Genomic DNA, 16699 nt, shown 5'->3' with positions numbered 1-16699 from the left:
TCCGTCCGGCCCCGATTCGCGATGGGCGAGGAATGCCGCGGTCGCCGCCGGGACGACGATCATGACCGCACTCGGCGGAAGCCCGAGCGGCATTCGACGTCGAGGCGCCGGGCACGAATTCAGCGCGTACGCCGGCACCGACGCGGCGAGGACGAGCCCGAGGAACGCGAACGGGGAGCCTTTCCGATCGCCCATCGCCGCATCGCCCTCCGCTAACCGACCGCCGCTAACTCACCACCCCGGCCTTGCGCATCTGCGCCAGCCGGGACCGCAACCGCGCCGGCCGCTGCGCCGGGTGGGCGCCGGACTTGCCGGTGCGGGTGACGTGGTCGGAGCCGAACGCCGCCAGCAGCAGGTCGTCGATGATGCGCACGTGGCCCGGCTGGAACCGGTACTTCAACGCTTCCTCGACGGCGGCGACGCGCTCGGGCGCCACCAGATCGCGCAAGTCTCCGACGGTGGTCACGCCGTTGGCGTCGAGAAGCTCCTCCAGCCAGGCGTAATGCTCCGACTTCGACCGCGGCACGGTCGGCAGCAGCAGCGTCAGCAAGCCGGGCAGCGTCTCCGCGCCGAGTTCCACGGCATTGGCGGCGGCCTCGTCGTCGGCGTCGCCGCCGGCGACTCCCGCGCCATCCGCGCCCGCCGCACCGTCGCGCTCTTCGTCGAGGATCGCCGCCACCTGGTCGAACTGCTGGTCCGCAAGTTCGATCAACCCGGCGGCCAGGGCGAACGCCCGGTCGATGCGCGGGTCGATGACCCCGTCCGGCGACTTGTAGCGGATGTCGTGCTCGAACTCGGCCCACGCGTGCTGCAGCACGGTGCGCACCTGCACCTCGAACTGCTGGCCCCGGTACGGTGCGAGCCCAGGGGGAGCGCCGTCGCCGACGCGGCACACCAGGTGGTGGGAGCCGTAGCCGAACAGGCCGGAAATCCGCGTCTCGGCGGTCTTGTCGATGGTCCGCAGCACCTCCAGCGAATCGCCCAGCACCGCCAGCACGTCGGGGATCTCGTTGGAGTGGTACGTGGTCACGCGGACGCCGACGATGTCGTGGATGTCGTGCCACGGGTCGGGGTAGGCGAACTCGCCGCCCTCGGCCCGCCGCATCGCCTTGATCCGCAGCGAACGCCACGTCTTCACCCGCGCGGTGACGTTGTCGAATGCCAGGCCGGCGTCGGAAAGCAATTCCCCGATCGCGCCGGCGAAGTCCTCCTTGGCCCGCGGGTGCGCGGCGGTCCACTCGTCATAGCGCGCGTGCAGCTCGCGCAGCCGGGCATTCCCCTTCGACTTCGCCATGCCGGCCCCTATGCCTCCGGATCGTCGGCGACGAGCAGCGCCACCGGGAACGTGCCGAACATCGCCGCCACCGTCACCGTCCCCGACCACGCGTTGCCGGTGAAGCGGTCGGTCCAGATGCCCTCGGGCAGCGTGATGGTGGTGTCGCCCCAGCCGCCGTCGCGCTCCAGGCCGATGGGCCGGCGGGTGACCAGCGTGATCACGTCCTGGTCGCCGCCGACGGGCCCGCGAGCGTTGCCCACCAGGTACCGCTCGCCGGAGCCTTCCGCGAACACCGGCTGGTAGGTGCCGCCCACGAAGGATTCGGGTCGCTCGTTGCGCAGGGTCAGGGCGTGGTGGGTGACCATGAGCTTGACGACGTCCCCGTCCGCCGGATCCACGTCTCCACGGCGCACCTGATCGAGTGCCCGGGAGCGGGCGGCGTAGTCGACGAAGCGGCGGTTGTCCGGGTCGACCAGGGAGTCCTCGAGGAACTCGGTGCCCTGGTACGTGTCCGGGATGCCCGGGGACGTCAGCTGCAGGAGCTTGCGCGACCAGCTGGTCACGCGGGCCGCGGGGTCGATGGTTTGCACGAACTCGGTGATGCGGTCGCGCAACGGCCCGTCGAGCAGGGCGTCGATCCACCGCATGACGTGCAGCTCGAAGTCCGCGTTCTGCTCGGTCCAGGTGGTGTGGACGCTGGCCTCGCGCATCGCCTTCTCGGCGTAGGCGTGCAGGCGGTCGCGCAGCTCCTCGGTGATCTCGCCGTCGGCCGGCCACACGCCGATGATGTTCTGCAGCAGGAAATAGCCCGTGGCGCCATCCGGCGCCGGGGTGACCGCGGTCCAGTCGCGGACCTTCTCCGCCCAATCGCCGACGATGTCGGACAACTGGATGATGCGGGCGCGGACATCCTCGCCGCGCTTGGTGTCGTGAGTGGACAAGCCGGTCATCGTGCGCGGCCACAGTCGGGCCCGCTCGGACTGCAGCAGGTGGTACTCGGCCGCGGACATGCCGTAGCGGCCCGGGTCTCCGCCGACCTCGTTGAGGCTGACCAGGCGGCAGGCGCGGTAGAACGTGGTGTCCTCGACGCCCTTCGCCATGACGGCGCCACACACCTGCGCGAAGCGGGTCGCGGCCTCGCCCTGGGCGATGAGGCCCGCGGAAATGAGGTCCAGCGCGAATACGCGGGAGGGGAAGCGGGCGACCATCTGCTGGATCACCGACGACGTCACGCGCGACAGCGACACGTAGTCGGCGCGGTAGACCGGCATCGCGGCGACGAGCTCGCAGATGGTGTCGATGAGCTCTTCCTCGGTGACGTTGTCGCCGCCGGTCGACCAGTTGTCGCGGCGCAGCGCGCGGGCCAGGCGGCGGACCTCGGCGGCCAATTCGTGGGCGGCGACGTCGCGCTTCAGCGCCCGCTCGGTGGCGTGGACCGCAGACTTGTCCCACGTGGAGCCCGATTCCTGCAGGGCCAGCATGCTCATGGCGTCGCGGGACTCGCGGTTCATGAAGACGTTGTCGAACTCGCGCAGCGCGTCGTAGCCGGTGGTGCCGTCGACCTGCAGGCGGGGATCGAGGGGCTCGGTGGGGCCGAGGATCTTCTCGATGACCAGCCACTTGTCGTCGCCCAGCAGGCGGCGCAGCTCGGACAGGTAGCCGAACGGGTCGGACAGGCCGTCCGGGTGGTCGATGCGCACGCCGTCGATGATGTCGGCTGCGATGAGCTCGCGGACGATGCGGTGGGTGTGCTCGAAGACCACCGGGTTCTCCTGGCGGATGCCGGCCAGCCCGTTGACCGAGAAGAAGCGGCGGTAGCCGATCACGCCGTCGCGCCAGTACATCAGGCGGTAGGCCTGGCGGTCGTGGATCTCCTGCGGGGTGCCCTCGTCGGTGCCCGGCTTCACCGGGTAGACGTTGTCGTAGTAGCGCAGCAGCGGCTCGTCGCCGGAGCGGTCGATCTCCAGCTTGTCCAGGTCCTCCGGCGAGCCCAGGACGGGCAGGCCCATCTTGCCGCCGGCGCCGTTGTCCTCGTGCCAGTCGACGTCGAAGTAGGGCTCGAACTGGGAGTCGCGGCCGTTGGTGAGCACGTCCCACCACCACTCGTTGAGCTGCGGGTCCTCGACCCCCAGGTGGTTGGGCACCAGGTCGATGATGATCCCCAGGCCCGCCTTGTGCGCGACCTCGGCGAGCTCCTGGAGCCCGGCCATGCCGCCGATCTCGGGGTTGACCGTGGTGGGGTCGATGACGTCGTAGCCGTGGTTCGATTCCGGCACCGACGCCAGGATGGGCGACAGGTAAAGGTGCGAAATGCCAAGATCGGCCAGGTAGGGGACCTGCTCGGCGGCGTCGGCGAAGGTGAACGCCCGGCCTCCCTCATCCGCCTTGGGGCCTCGCAGCTGGAGTCGGTAGGTGGAGGTGATGGGGAGTCGGTTCATGGAACCTGGTCACGCGCCTTTCTTCGTCGATTGATCGGGCCGCACGTCCGTGAACCCGATTTCCCCGTTCCTCCCGCCGATGAGCTCAGCGGGCGGGGACCCGGGTCCGGGTGGCGCGGCCACCTGCACCATCGTAGTGGGATTCGCACCGGCCTTGCCCGGCCGCCAGCAGCACCGCCGCACGGTGGGCGGGATGGTCGGCGCGGCCCTCCTCCGGCGCGTGCACGATCAACCGGTCGTCGCCGAGCGTCAGCGCCAGCGGGGAGACGGGATCGGCCGCCCCGCGCCACGTCCGCGCCGCCCACAGATAGGCGCGGGTCAGGTCGGCATCGGCGGGCAGCGCCAGCAGCTGGTCGACGGCGGCGGGGAAATACACGGGCCGGGCCCCGAAGTACCGCCGCAGGTGGCCGTCGAGTTCCACCAGAGGGCTCACCTCCGCCAGCCACCCGGTGGGTCGGGCGGCGGGTGAGCCGATCTGGAGGCCGGCCCGCGGGCCCGCGTCGTCCGCCCCGGTGACGGCGGCCGCCGACCGCGCGGTGATGTGCAGCTTGCCGTGCGCGATGTGCCGCTCCATGAGCACCCGCGCGGCGGACTCCACGCCGTACCCGGGTTCGGCGACGACGCCGACCAGCCCGCCGCCCGCGTCGCGCCAGTCGACGTCTGCGGGTGCGGTGGTCAGCCAGGTCGCGGGACGCAATTCGGGTACGGGCCGTTGCACGTGAGGACCTCCTGCATGGGGGACGATGTCACGTACATGGACGCGCCGCAGCCCGGAACGGTTCCGTTTATTTTTCGCGGGGGTGATTCCGGGGGCGCCCGGTCCGGGCGGAGCCGCTTAGAACGGCGGCTCCTCCTCGAGCCCGAGGACGGTGAAAAGCTGCTTCTCGTCCCAGATCTGGATGTCCTGGCCCTTCTCCTGGTACTCGCGCGCCTTCTTTTCCTTCGACGTCATGGAATCCCACGGCCCGGCGACGAGGATGGTGGTCTTCTTGGTCACGCCCTTGTTGATGTCCGCGCCGGCTTGCGCGATCAGCTCCCACAGCCGGCCCTTGTCGTACGGCGCGAAATCTCCGGTCAGCGTCACCCGCTGGCCGAACAGCAGCCCGTCCGGATCGGCGTCCTCGTTCTTGTCGGGGATCACCTCGGGCGCCTTGACGGCGTCCCACTTCGCGCGCCGGTCCTGCCCGGCCGCCCCGGATCGTCCCCGGCTTCCCGCTTGACGACGGCCCGCGCCCCCGGATCCGGTCTGCGACCGCCCGGTGGTCTGCATGGGCACGAGGCGGGTGCCGAAGAGCATCCCCATCTCCATGCCCAGATTCTCCGTGTACCGCACGGGGTTGAGCGTGGGCTCGTCGCCGGGATGCTCGCGCATCAGCCACAGGGCGACCTTCGCGCAGGCGACGGCGTCGGCCGCGGCGTCGTGGTGGTCGAAGTCGGCGGCCCCGGCCTCTCGCGCGAGCGTCGTCAAGCGGTAGTTCTCCACCTGCAACCCGACCCGGCGCGCCCACTCGTACGTGCACGCGTAGGCGACGTCGGGGACGTCGATGCCCGCCGCGGCACAGCCGCGCTTGAGGGCGGTGAAATCGAACTTCGCGTTGTGCGCGATCACGGGCGTGCCGTCGACGAGGCGGCCGAACTCCTCGGCGCGCTCGGCGAAGGAGGGGGCGTCGGCGACGTCGGAGGGCTTGATGCCGTGGATGGCGATGTTGTCCTCGTCGAACTGCTCGAGACCGGCCGGCGGGCGGCACGGCCACGAGTACGTGTCGACGATCTCGCCGTCGCGCACGGCGGCGATGCCGAACTGAATGACCGAACCCTCGTCGGCGTTGGCGGTCTCCACGTCGAACGCGAAGAAATCGGGGTCCGGGATGTCGCCGCCGAGCTTGCCGGGCACGGGCGACGCGCCGGTCGCCGAGGCACCGGCGACGGCGGCGTCCGGAGCCTCGTCGGCGTCGTCGATCTCCACCGCGTACGGGGAGCCGTCCACTGCCGCAACGTCGACGTCCGGGCCGGCGGCCAACAGCTCCATGAGGTCCTTAGCCGCCCCCAGGGACGACGGCGTCACGCGGACGGAGGGCAGGTCTCCGCCGAAGTCGACGAGGCCGGGGAGGATGGGGCCGGGCTCGGTCAACGACGCCGCACCCGAAACGTCGGAAAGCACTGCCCGTGCCGCGGACGAGTCCGTGCTGCGCGTCCTGGCGATGCGGTGCACGGTGACGGTGGCCGGGGCGCCCGGGATGACGCGGACGATGGCGCCGGAGAGTCGGAAGTCGAGAACCTGCATGCCCACGAGCCTAGCGGCCGCGCCGGACGGCGCCGCCCGCCGCCGTGGGTGTGACGGGGGTAACAGTGTTGCGGGCGTGTGATTCGTGCCTCATTATGGTTTGCCGAAGAAAGGTTCACACATTTTTCGCACCGCGAATGCCCGTTCGCGAGCGCCGGGATTCAGGTCTAATCTGAGCACCGTCGCGAACGACCGGGCACCCATCCGGCCATCGCCACCTTGAGAAATCCGACTGAACATCAGCACAGATCCACGAGGAGAGCACGCATGACCAACGCAGTCTCCAGCCACCCGGGAACCGTCCTCCACGAACGCTTCCTCGAGCCCCGCGGCCTGAGCATCTACCGCCTGGCCGTCGCCATCGACGTGCCCAGCTCCACCCTCGAGCGCTTCCGCACCGGGCGCACCCACTTGACCGCCGACCTCGCCCGCCGACTGGGGGACTACTTCGGCACCGGCGCCGACTACTGGCACGAACAGGCCGCATAGCGCCTGCGGTGCCGTCGCAAAGCCGGACGCGGCCGGCGGCACCCCGGAAATGACGAGCGGCGCATCCCCGTGAAGGGAATGCGCCGCTTTCGCGTGTCCGGGGCCGAAACCCGGGCCGGCGGGGGCCAGTGCTTTTCGGCTAGTGCTTCTCGACGAGCACGACCGTCGAGCGCGCCGGGACCCGCAGTTCGCCCTCGGGGTCGACCAGGCGCTCGCGGGTCGGGCGACCCGTCAGCTCCGTGGTGTCGATGAGCACCTCCCACTGGGAGGCGTACTCCGTCCCCGGGATCTGGAACGTCAGGTCCTCGTGGTGGGCGTTGAAGCACAGCATGAAGCTGTCGTCGACGATGCGGTGGCCGCGGGCGTCCGGCTCGGTGATGGCCTTGCCGTTGAGCCACACCATCAGGGACTTGCCGAAGTCGAAGTCCCAGTCGTCCTGCGACATGACGCGGCCCTCGTGGGTCAGCCACGCGATGTCGCGGTCGTCGGTTTCGGCGCCCAGCGGGCCGCCCTTGAGGAAACGGCGGCGGCGGAACACGGGGTGCTCGGCGCGCAGCTCCAGCAGGTAGCGGGTGAAGTCCACCAGCTCCGAGTTGGTGCGCACCTGGTTCCAATCCATCCACGCCAGCTGGTTGTCCTGGCAGTAGACGTTGTTGTTGCCCTTCTGGCTGCGGGCCATCTCGTCGCCGTGGCTGATCATCGGGGTACCCAGCGACAGCAGCAGGGTGGTCAGGAAGTTGCGGCGCTGCTGCGCCCGCAGCCGCAGGATGGTCTCGTCGTCGGTGTAGCCCTCGACGCCGCAGTTCCACGAGCGGTTGTGGCTCTCGCCGTCGCGGTTGTCCTCGCCGTTGGCCATGTTGTGCTTGTGGTTGTAGCTGACCAGGTCGTTGAGGGTGAAGCCGTCGTGGGCGGTGACGAAGTTGATCGACGCGGTGGGGCGGCGGTCGTTGTTCGCGTACAGGTCGGACGAACCGGTGATGCGCGAGGCGAACTCGCCCAGCGTCGACGGCTCGCCGCGCCAGTAGTCGCGGATGGTGTCGCGGTACTTGCCGTTCCACTCGGTCCACTGCGGCGGGAAGTTGCCCACCTGGTAGCCGCCCTCGCCGACGTCCCAGGGCTCGGCGATGAGCTTCACCTGGGAGACGATCGGGTCCTGCTGGACCAGGTCGAAGAACGCGGACAGGCGGTCGACGTCGTGGAACTCGCGGGCCAGCGTCGAGGCGAGGTCGAAGCGGAAGCCGTCGACGTGCATCTCGGAGACCCAGTAGCGCAGAGAGTCCATGATCAGCTGCAGCGAGTGCGGGTGGCGGACGTTGAGGCTGTTGCCGGTGCCCGTGTAGTCCATGTAGTGCTGCTTGTCGCCCTCGACGAGGCGGTAGTACGCGGCGTTGTCGATGCCGCGGAAGCAGATGGTCGGGCCCATGTGGTTGCCCTCGGCGGTGTGGTTGTAGACCACGTCGAGGATGACCTCGATGTCGGCGTCGTGGAACGCGCGCACCATGCCCTTGAACTCGGACACCGCGCCGCCGGGCTTGGTCGACGCCGCGTAGTCCTGGTGCGGCGCGAGGAAGCCGAAGGTGTTGTAGCCCCAGTAGTTGCGCATGCCCAGGTCGCGCAGGCGGTCGTCCTGCAGGAACTGGTGGACCGGCATCAGCTCGATGGCGGTGACGCCGAGGTCCTTGAGGTAGTTGATGATCGCCGGGTGCGCCAGACCGGCGTAGGTGCCGCGCAGGGACTCCGGCACGTCCGGGTGCGTCATGGTCATGCCCTTGACGTGGGCCTCGTAGATGACGGTTTCGGAGTAGGGGTGCTTGGGCTGGCGGTCGGTGGCCCAGTCGAAGAAGGGGTTGATGACGACGGAGGTCATGGTGTGGCCGAGGCTGTCGTCGGTGTTGCGTTGGCTCGGGTCGTCCAGGTCGTAGCTGAACAGGGACTTGTGGCCGTCGAAGTCGCCGTCGAACGCCTTGGCGTAGGGGTCGACCAGCAGCTTGTTCGGGTCGCAGCGGTGGCCGTGGGCGGGATCGTAGGGGCCGTGGACGCGGTAGGCGTAGCGCTGGCCCGGCATGATGCCCGGGAGGTAGCAGTGCCAGATGTGGGCGTCGACCTCTTCGAGGGGGATGCGGGTCTCCTCGCCTTCCGCGCTGATGAGGCACAGCTCGACCTTGTCCGCGATATCGGAAAACAGGGCGAAGTTGGTGCCCGCGCCGTCGTACGTGGAACCCAGGGGGTAGGGGTCTCCGGGCCAGACCTGGTGTTCGCCGTCGATGTTCGCGTTTGTCATGCCGATAACCATACCGGGCAGGCCTTCGAACGTACGCGCCGAGCGAACCTATCGGCGCGTTACGGGTGAGCGGGGTTTGCTTTGCGACGCCGACGGCTCCGCGGAGGCGGCGTGGTGGTCCTCGGCCGGGGTGCGCGGCATGCGGGGCTGCCGCGGGTGTGAAGCCCCTAGTTTTTGGGGCTGAACTGCGTGACTCTGCTTTTCACGGCGTTACCCCGAACGCCCGCAGCCCGAGAGGGGCCCATCATGACCACATCAAAGACTTTTCGTCGCCGCGTCTCGGCGTTGCTCATCGCGACGGCGGCGGCGACCGCACCGTTCGCCGCGCCGGTCGCGAATGCGCAAGGTTATTCCGACGCCCTCGGTCCCGTGGCCGACGCGGTGATCGGGGCTTCCGGCTCCATCGCGTCGATCGGCGAGTCCATTTCCGCCGGCAGCTCCACCGGCCCCGAGTTGACGCAGGTCGATTCGGTGGATAACGGGCGCTATGCGGGCACGTGGTACCAGGTCGCGGCGGTGCCCCAGGTGTTCAATCTGCAGTGCATCGACCGGACCACCGCCGAGTACGCCGTCATCGACGACTCGACGCTGTCCGTGCGCAACTCATGCGGCGACGTATTCGGCGGGACGTCGGTGGTGGAGGGGAGCGCACGCATCACTGATGCCGCGACAAACGCCTCCTTGCGCGTTGCGTTCGACGGCATTCCGGGGCAGAACCCCGATGGGCCGACTAACTACCGGGTCACGTACCTCGCGGACGACTACTCCCTGGCCATCGTCGGCGATCCCGCGCGCCGATCCGGCTTCGTGCTGAGCAGGACGCCCGCGCTCGCCGACGACGAGTGGGCGCTGGTCGCAGACGTGATCGAGGACCGCGGTTATCAGCCGTGCACCTTCGTCACCAGCCCGCAGCCCGACGGCCGGCGCGACGCCACACCGGTCTGCGCACTCTGACGCCGTGATCCCCGCCCCCCGGCGCTGCCACGGCGGCGGGGCCGGTGGGGGGGTCTCTTACTCTCCGGCGGTCCCGCCTGCGGCGATGCCCGCGATGATGAGGTCCACGCCGTGGCGGATGCGGCGCCCGTGCGCGGCCGTCGCAGCCGAGACCCCGTCGGTGTCTTCGTCGGTGGCCTCGGTCGCGGTGTCGGTGCCGGCGACCTTTGCCAGCTGCGCGGCGGTCTGTTCGTCGACGGTGGCGCCCAGGATGAAATAGACGAGCGTCGCCGCGGCGTCGGAGATCAAGTCGGAATCGATGGGGGCGTCGTCGAGCAGGGGAGCTAGAACGGATGCGGGCCGGACCGAGACCGTGTCTGTGGCCAGGCCCGCGGACACGACCTCGGCACCGTCGCGGTGCGAGGTCAGGCAGGAATGCAGGGATTCGGTGAACGCCGTGGCGTCGGCGCGCCAGTCCCCGGTGGCCTTCAGCTCCTGCAGGGGCGCGAGCAGTCGGTCGGCCACGGCGCCGAGCAGGGCCTGTTTCGACGGGAAATGCCAGTACATCGCGCCGGCGGCCGCGTCGAGGTGACGGGCCAGGCGGCGGATGGTCAGGTCCTGGAGGCCGTATTCATCGAGGATCCCCATCGCCGCGTCCATGATGATGTCCTTGGTGAGCTGCACAGAGTCCACGTTATCGGAAAGCGGGGGGTGGGCGGCTCGGCGAGCCATCTTGAACGGCGTTCGGGGCGCGGGGTACATTCGGGGCCGAACGCCGTTCAATACGGCGATCAAGTTTCCTCGTCGGCGGCGCTAGGTCGCGGCCGAGACATACGACCAGCCAGGAGTGCCCATGACCGCCGTTTCGCCCGCCGATGTCCTCGAAATCGCCCGCGAGAAGGTGCTCGGCCGAGGGGAAGGGCTCGACCACGCCGAGACCCTCGCCGTGCTCCAGCTCGACGAAGACAAGGTCGACGAGCTCCTCGCCCTCGCCCATGAGGTGCGCCTGAAGTGGTGCGGCGAGGAGGTCGAGGTCGAGGGCATCATTTCGCTGAAGACGGGCGGCTGCCCCGAGGACTGTCACTTCTGCTCGCAGTCCGGCCTGTTCCAATCGCCCGTGCGCAATGCCTGGCTGGACATCCCGGCGCTCGTCGACGCGGCAAAGCAGACCCAGAAGACCGGCGCCACCGAGTTCTGCATCGTCGCCGCCGTCAAGGGCCCGGACGAGAACCTCCTGTCCCAGCTGGAGCAGGCCGTGCAGGCCATCCAGGAAGAGGTCGACATCAACGTCGCCGCGTCGGTGGGGATTCTCACGCAGGACCAGGTCGACCGCCTGGCCAAGGCCGGCGTGCACCGCTACAACCACAACCTGGAGACCGCGCGCTCGCACTTCCCGAACGTCGTGACCACGCACTCCTGGGAGGATCGCGCCGAGACGCTGCGCATGGTCGCCGAGGCCGGCATGGAGGTCTGCTGCGGCGGCATCCTGGGCATGGGCGAGTCCCTCGAGCAGCGCGCCGAGTTCGCGCAGGACCTCGCTGCGCTCAACCCGACCGAGGTGCCCATGAATTTCCTCGACCCGCGCCCCGGCACCCCGTTCGAGGGCCGTGAGCCGCTGGCCGCCAAGGATGCGCTGCGCGCGATCGGCGCCTTCCGCCTCGCTCTGCCCAAGACCATCCTGCGCTTCGCCGGCGGCCGCGAGTTGACCCTCGGCGACCTCGGTGCAGAGCAGGGCCTGCTCGGCGGCATCAACGCCGTCATCGTGGGCAACTACCTGACCACCCTGGGGCGTCCGGCCGAGCAGGACCTGGACATGCTGGGCAAGATCCGCCTGCCCATCAAGGCCCTCAACGCGACGGTCTAGCGATGGCGTCGACGACCGCGCGCACCACTGCGCCCACCACGGCGCGCCGGGGCTCGAACCCGGACTCGACGGAACTGCTGAAGGCGACGCTCCTCGGCGACCCGCCGGAGTACGACCCGTTCACCGGGGCCCATCTGGCGGAGGGGGAGGAGCGGCCGCACAGCCACTCCGCCCGCGCCGGGCTGGAGGCGCCGCGTTATTGCAGGCTTTGCGGGCGCCGCATGGTCGTGCAGGTTCGGCCCGACGGCTGGTCGGCGCGCTGTTCTCGCCACGGCGAACTCGACTCCGCGATGCTCGAGCGCCGTTGAGGGGCGCCCGTCTTTCCGTCGGCGCCACACGAAAAATAGGCGTAGCCTGAGAAGTACATAGCCCTGGTGTCCATGGGGGCGCCGGGGGCGACTTCTCCGGGGAATTGGGGGCCGGGGCCTACATCCGAAGCGCACATCATGAGCACCGGAAAGCACGTCCACGACGATCACGGGCACGAGCATGGCGACGGCTGCGGCCACGGCTCCTTCGCACACGGAGACCACGTCGATTACGTGCACGATGGCCACGTCCACCGCAAGGTCGACGGCGAATGGGTCGAGTGCGACCCCGCAGAGCACGTCGTCGCCGAAGATCACGGCGATCACGTTCACGGGCCCGGCTGCGGGCATGTGGCCATCCCGCACGGCGATCACGTCGACTGCGTCCACGACGGGCACTGCCGCGCGGCACACGGGGACCATTACGACGAGCACTGAACCCCGTCCCGGGACACGTCGGCCCGGCCATCCGGCCGGACGGCTCGGCCCCGGGCCGGATGGCTCAGTCCCGGGGCGGCGGCACGTCCCCGTCGCGGGGCGCCGCGCGACGGAGTTCTTCCGGCGCGAGATTCGCGCGCGCCGTGATGCGCAGGCGCGAGCCTCCCGGCGGGACGCTGGGCGGGCGGAACACCCCGACGAGGACTCCGCGGCCCCGGAGATTGTCGCGTGCCGTCACCGCCCGGACCGGATCTCCCAGAATCACGGGCACGACCGCGGACGGGGGAGCGGCCACGCCCCACGCGGCCGCGATGGCCTCCGCGTTGCGCAGGACGGACCCGGTCAACGACGGGTCGTCGCGAAGCAGCCGCAACGCGGCCAGGGCGCCGGCGGCCGCGGGCGGGGCGAGGGCGGTGTCGAAGATGATGGGCCGCGCCGCGTCGATGAGGTGGCCGCGCAATTCCGGCGGGCCGAGGATCGCTCCGCCCTGGGCCCCGAGCGACTTCGACAACGTCACGGTGACCACCAGATCCGGGGCCCCGGACAATTCGGCCGCCGCCACCGCGCCGCGGCCGCCGGGGCCGGCGACGCCCAGGCCGTGGGCCTCGTCGACGAGCAGCGCCGCACCGTGCGCGCGGGCGACCGCGTACAGGGCGCGCACGTCGGCGATGTCGCCTGAAGTCGAGTGCACCGCATCGGAGATCACGAGGGCCCGCGATTCCGTCCGCGACGCCAGCGCGTCCTCGATCGCCCCGACGTCGCCGAGCGGCGTGACCACGACGCGCGCCCGCGACAGGCGGCAGGCGTCGATGAGGGAGGCGTGCGAGCCCCCGTCGGAGACGATGAGGTCGCCGCGACCGGCCAACGCGGTGACGGCGGCGAGGTTGGCCAGGTATCCGGACGATGCGGTCAGCGCGCAACCGAATCCCATGAAGTCGGCCAATTCGTCCTCGAGTTCGTCGTGGGCGACCGTGGCGCCGGTGACCAGCCGCGATCCCGTCGACCCCAGTCCGTATCCGCGCAGAGCGGCCGCGGCTGCGTCGATGACCGCGGGGTGGTCGTGCATGCCCAGGTAGTCGTTCGAGGCGAGGTCGAGCAGCTCGGGCGGGCCCGGCCGTCGCGGGGCGAGCGTGCGGTGCAGTCCGGCGTCGATGCGTTCGCGGGTCAGCTCGCCGAGTCCGGCCAGGTGTGAGCGGGCGGTGCGGTCATCGGTCATGCGCCCACGATAATCCATGAATTGAACAGCGTTCGGGAGGGTTCGTCGCAAAGCAACCGTCGCGCGACCCGCAATCGACGGCGAGCCCGTCCGCGGGGCCGGGTACATTCGCCCCCATGAACGCGAAGACCCCCGCGGCGGCAGTGCCGCACACCCGCCGCCCGCCCCGCTTCATCGGCGACGCGGCGGCGGTGCTGCTGGCGGCGCTGGCCGGCGGCGTCCTCGGTGGCGTCACTTGGGCCATGGCCCGCCCCACCCAGCGCGTGACCTTCCTGGAGGGAGGGCGCCTGGCCGTGGGGCAGGACGGCCTCGACGCCACGTTCGCGGCATTGCTGTGGTTCACGGGCATCGCACTGGTGCTCGGCCTGGTGCTGGGGTCCTTCGCGCATCGCCGCTTTCCGACGGCCCGCGGCCTCGCGATGGAGGCGTGGACAGGAGTCGCGGCGCTGGCCATGGCCGCCGTGCAGCTGGTGTCCGGCAACCTGATCGCCGGCGTGCGCCAACCCGACCTGGATGCGGTGGCGCCGGGCACCGCCGTCGACGTGCTGCCCGCGTTCGACGTGCCCGTGGCGCTGCTGGTCGCGCCGTTCGCCGCGATGCTCGCGTACTGGTGCCTGATCTTCCTGGCGCCGGGGGCGGAGCCCGGGGACGTGCCGGATGCGGGGGAGGCCCGGTCAACGGGCTAACATCGGCGGCAAGAATATCCTTTCCAGCCAAGGAGCCGATGTGACCACCCCCGCGTCCGCGCAGGAGAGCGCGACCCTCCAGCCCCTCGAGTCCGCGTTGGCGGCGTCCGTCGTCGACGGCGAGGGCGGATACGCCGGCGTCGAGGCGACGCAGGAATGGGCCGACGAGGTCCGCCGCCTGGCCAAGGAGCGCAACGCCGTCATCCTGGCGCACAACTACCAGCTGCCGGAGATCCAGGACATCGCCGATTACGTCGGCGACTCCCTCGGCCTGTCGCGCGTGGCCGCCGAGACCGAGGCGGAGGTCATCGTGTTCTGCGGCGTCCACTTCATGGCGGAGACCGCGAAGATCCTCAGCCCCGAGAAGACCGTGCTCATCCCCGACGAGCGCGCCGGCTGCTCCCTGGCCGACTCCATCTCCGCGGAAGAGTTGCGCGAGTGGAAGGCCGAGCACCCGGGCGCGCTGGTGGTCAGCTACGTCAACACCACCGCCGACGTGAAGGCGGAGACCGACGTGTGCTGCACGTCCTCCAACGCCGTCGACGTCATCCGCTCGCTGCCGGCGGACAAGGAGATCCTGTTCAACCCGGACCAGTTCCTCGGCGCGCACGTCAAGCGCGAGACCGGCCGCGACAACATCCGCATCTGGGCCGGCGAGTGCCACGTCCACGCCAACATCAACGGCGACGAGCTGGCGCGCCGGGCGGAGGAGAACCCGGACGCCGAGCTGTACATCCATCCCGAGTGCGGTTGCGCCAACTCCGCGATCTACCTGGCGGGCGAGGGCACCATCGAGCCGGAGCGCGTGCACATGCTGTCCACCGGCGAGATGCTGGCGTCGGCGCAGCGCGAGGCGCAGCGGGCCGAGAAGCGCCAGGACCGCAAGGTGCTGGTGGCCACCGAGGTCGGCATGCTCCACCAGCTGCGCAAGGCCGCGCCGGACGTGGAGTTCGAGGCCATCAACGACCGCGCCTCCTGCGTCTACATGAAGATGATCACCCCGGCGGCCCTGCTGCGCTCCCTCGCCGAGGGGGCCGACGAGGTCACCGTGCCCGCCGACGTCGCAGAGAAGGCGCGCGCGTCCGTCGAGCGGATGATCGCCATCGGCAACCCGGGCGGCGGCGAGTAGGTCGTGGCCGCGGGGTCCGCGCAGGGGCATGGCCCGGTCGCCGGTTTCGACTGGTCGGCGCAGTGCGATCTGCTGGTCATCGGCGGCGGGGTCGCGGGTCTGGCCGCGGTGCGCCGGGGCCGTGAACTGGGCCTGGACGTCCTGCTGGTGGACAAGGGCCACTGGTCCGAAGGCGCCCGCCGCCATCTGCGGTTCGAGGGCGCCGCGACGAATCTCGCGCAGGGCGGGCTCGCGGTGGTCGGGCTCGACGACGCCCCCGAGGGGCCCGAAGGCCCCGGCGGCGCGGGCGGCCCCGATGGGCCGGATTCCGTGGAGGATCACGTCGCCGACACCCTCGACGCGGGGGCGGGGCACTGCAACGAGGACGCGGTGCGCTCCATCATCGGCGCCGGCGCGGAGGCCACCGAGTGGCTCATCGGGCTGGGCGCGCGATTCGACGCGAAGACCCACGCAGGTGACGTCGGCCGCTATTCCCGCACCCGCGAGGGCGGCCACGGCAACCGGCGCATCATCCACGCCGGCGGCGATGCCACGGGGGCGGAGATCCAGCGTGCCCTGGAGGAGGCGGCCGCGGGCGTCCGCGTGCTGCAGAACGCGGTGGCCGAGGAGATCATCGTCGACGACGGCCGCGCCCGCGGCGCCCTCGTCCGCGATCCCCGCGGCCTCGGTGCGGTCCTCGCCTCGGCGACGCTGATCGCCACCGGAGGCGTCGGCCATCTCTACCGCGCCACCACCGCGCCCGACGGCGCGCTGGGCCAGGGCCAGTGCCTGGCGCTCGACGCGGGGGCGGAGCTCGCGGACATGGAATTCATCCAGTTCCACCCGACCGTCCTGTTCGACCGCGAGCGCCGTGGCCGCCGGCCCCTCATTTCGGAGGCCGTGCGCGGCGAGGGCGCCCGCCTGGTCGATTCCCGAGGCAAGTCCGTCATGGCCGGCGTCGATCCGCGCGGCGATCTGGCCCCGCGCGACATCGTGTCCCGCGCCATCGCCACCCGCCTGCGCGAGCTCGGCGAGGAGTGCGTCTACCTCGACGCCCGGCACATCGACGGCGTCCGCGAACGCTTTCCGACGGTCACCGCCGGCGTGGCCACCGCGGGATTGGATCCGGCGAAGGATCTGCTCCCCGTGGCGCCGGCGGTCCACTATTCGTGCGGCGGCATCGCCACCGACGTGGCCGGCCGCACCCGCGTGCCCGGCCTGTACGCGGCGGGCGAGTGCGCCCGCACCGGATTGCACGGCGCGAACCGGCTGGCGTCGAACTCGTTGCTGGAGGGCCTCGTCGTCGGCCGCGCCGCCGCGGCGGACGTGCGCGCGGCGATCGACTCCGGCGAACTCGGCGCCGACGGCCCCGCCGACG

The 16699-nt window shown here is 70.6% G+C and carries 16 protein-coding genes; 8 read left to right on the top strand and 8 right to left on the bottom strand.

Annotated elements, in window-relative coordinates; all coding sequences use genetic code 11:
- From GX015_RS11620 to GX015_RS11600, 5 genes are all read right to left on the bottom strand, one after another.
- A partial coding sequence (locus GX015_RS11620) for a hypothetical protein (RefSeq protein ID WP_291345321.1) occupies nt 1–195 on the bottom strand: 195 nt, incomplete at its 3' end.
- Between the two features lie 31 nt (nt 196–226).
- Nucleotides 227–1294, bottom strand: coding sequence for a GTP pyrophosphokinase family protein (locus tag GX015_RS11615; protein ID WP_291345320.1), 1068 nt, complete (start codon nt 1292–1294; stop codon nt 227–229).
- A gap of 8 nt (nt 1295–1302) precedes the next feature.
- Nucleotides 1303–3714 (bottom strand): malto-oligosyltrehalose synthase, encoded by a 2412-nt coding sequence (gene treY, locus GX015_RS11610; protein WP_291345319.1) that lies wholly within the window; start codon nt 3712–3714, stop codon nt 1303–1305.
- Nucleotides 3715–3799: 85 nt separating this feature from the next.
- On the bottom strand, nt 3800–4432 hold the full coding sequence (locus GX015_RS11605; RefSeq protein WP_291345318.1) for a hypothetical protein: 633 nt from the start codon (nt 4430–4432) through the stop codon (nt 3800–3802).
- Between the two features lie 117 nt (nt 4433–4549).
- Nucleotides 4550–5998 (bottom strand): exonuclease domain-containing protein, encoded by a 1449-nt coding sequence (locus GX015_RS11600; RefSeq protein ID WP_291345317.1) that lies wholly within the window; start codon nt 5996–5998, stop codon nt 4550–4552.
- Between the two features lie 267 nt (nt 5999–6265).
- On the opposite strand from GX015_RS11600, the gene GX015_RS11595 reads away from it, so the two are divergent.
- Nucleotides 6266–6487: a HigA family addiction module antitoxin gene (locus GX015_RS11595; RefSeq protein WP_291345315.1), complete on the top strand. Its 222-nt coding sequence runs from the start codon at nt 6266–6268 to the stop codon at nt 6485–6487.
- 139 nt (nt 6488–6626) lie between these two features.
- Here the strand turns inward: GX015_RS11595 and glgX are convergent, their stop codons facing one another.
- Nucleotides 6627–8768: a glycogen debranching protein GlgX gene (glgX, locus tag GX015_RS11590; RefSeq protein WP_291345313.1), complete on the bottom strand. Its 2142-nt coding sequence runs from the start codon at nt 8766–8768 to the stop codon at nt 6627–6629.
- A 246-nt stretch (nt 8769–9014) separates the two neighbouring features.
- On the opposite strand from glgX, the gene GX015_RS11585 reads away from it, so the two are divergent.
- Nucleotides 9015–9722 (top strand): lipocalin family protein, encoded by a 708-nt coding sequence (locus tag GX015_RS11585; RefSeq protein WP_155867143.1) that lies wholly within the window; start codon nt 9015–9017, stop codon nt 9720–9722.
- Between the two features lie 57 nt (nt 9723–9779).
- Here GX015_RS11585 and GX015_RS11580 read toward each other — a convergent pair whose 3' ends face one another.
- Complete coding sequence (locus GX015_RS11580) at nt 9780–10385, bottom strand: TetR family transcriptional regulator (protein WP_291345309.1); 606 nt, start codon at nt 10383–10385, stop codon at nt 9780–9782.
- A gap of 169 nt (nt 10386–10554) precedes the next feature.
- On the opposite strand from GX015_RS11580, the gene bioB reads away from it, so the two are divergent.
- From bioB to GX015_RS11565, 3 genes are all read left to right on the top strand, one after another.
- On the top strand, nt 10555–11565 hold the full coding sequence (bioB, locus tag GX015_RS11575; RefSeq protein ID WP_155867139.1) for a biotin synthase BioB: 1011 nt from the start codon (nt 10555–10557) through the stop codon (nt 11563–11565).
- 2 nt (nt 11566–11567) lie between these two features.
- Nucleotides 11568–11873, top strand: a complete 306-nt coding sequence (locus tag GX015_RS11570; RefSeq protein ID WP_155867137.1) for a hypothetical protein — start codon at nt 11568–11570, stop codon at nt 11871–11873.
- A gap of 138 nt (nt 11874–12011) precedes the next feature.
- A complete protein-coding gene (locus tag GX015_RS11565; RefSeq protein WP_291345304.1) occupies nt 12012–12311 on the top strand; it encodes a hypothetical protein in 300 nt (99 codons plus the stop codon).
- Nucleotides 12312–12375: 64 nt separating this feature from the next.
- Here the strand turns inward: GX015_RS11565 and GX015_RS11560 are convergent, their stop codons facing one another.
- The gene (locus GX015_RS11560) at nt 12376–13527 is read right to left on the bottom strand and encodes an 8-amino-7-oxononanoate synthase (RefSeq protein WP_291345302.1); all 1152 of its coding nucleotides are present in this window, start codon (nt 13525–13527) and stop codon (nt 12376–12378) included.
- A 116-nt stretch (nt 13528–13643) separates the two neighbouring features.
- On the opposite strand from GX015_RS11560, the gene GX015_RS11555 reads away from it, so the two are divergent.
- From GX015_RS11555 to GX015_RS11545, 3 genes are all read left to right on the top strand, one after another.
- The gene (locus tag GX015_RS11555; RefSeq protein ID WP_291345294.1) at nt 13644–14213 is read left to right on the top strand and encodes a hypothetical protein; all 570 of its coding nucleotides are present in this window, start codon (nt 13644–13646) and stop codon (nt 14211–14213) included.
- Nucleotides 14214–14253: 40 nt separating this feature from the next.
- Entirely contained in the window at nt 14254–15342 is a 1089-nt protein-coding gene (gene nadA / locus GX015_RS11550) for a quinolinate synthase NadA (RefSeq protein WP_291345292.1), read from the top strand.
- 78 nt (nt 15343–15420) lie between these two features.
- Nucleotides 15421–16699 (top strand): FAD-binding protein (locus GX015_RS11545; protein WP_291345322.1); only part of this gene is annotated, 1279 nt, incomplete at its 3' end.

Origin of the sequence: Corynebacterium sp. (assembly GCF_012837295.1) — a bacterium.
Classification (GTDB): domain Bacteria; phylum Actinomycetota; class Actinomycetes; order Mycobacteriales; family Mycobacteriaceae; genus Corynebacterium.
This window is presented reverse-complemented; position numbering and strand designations above follow the sequence as displayed.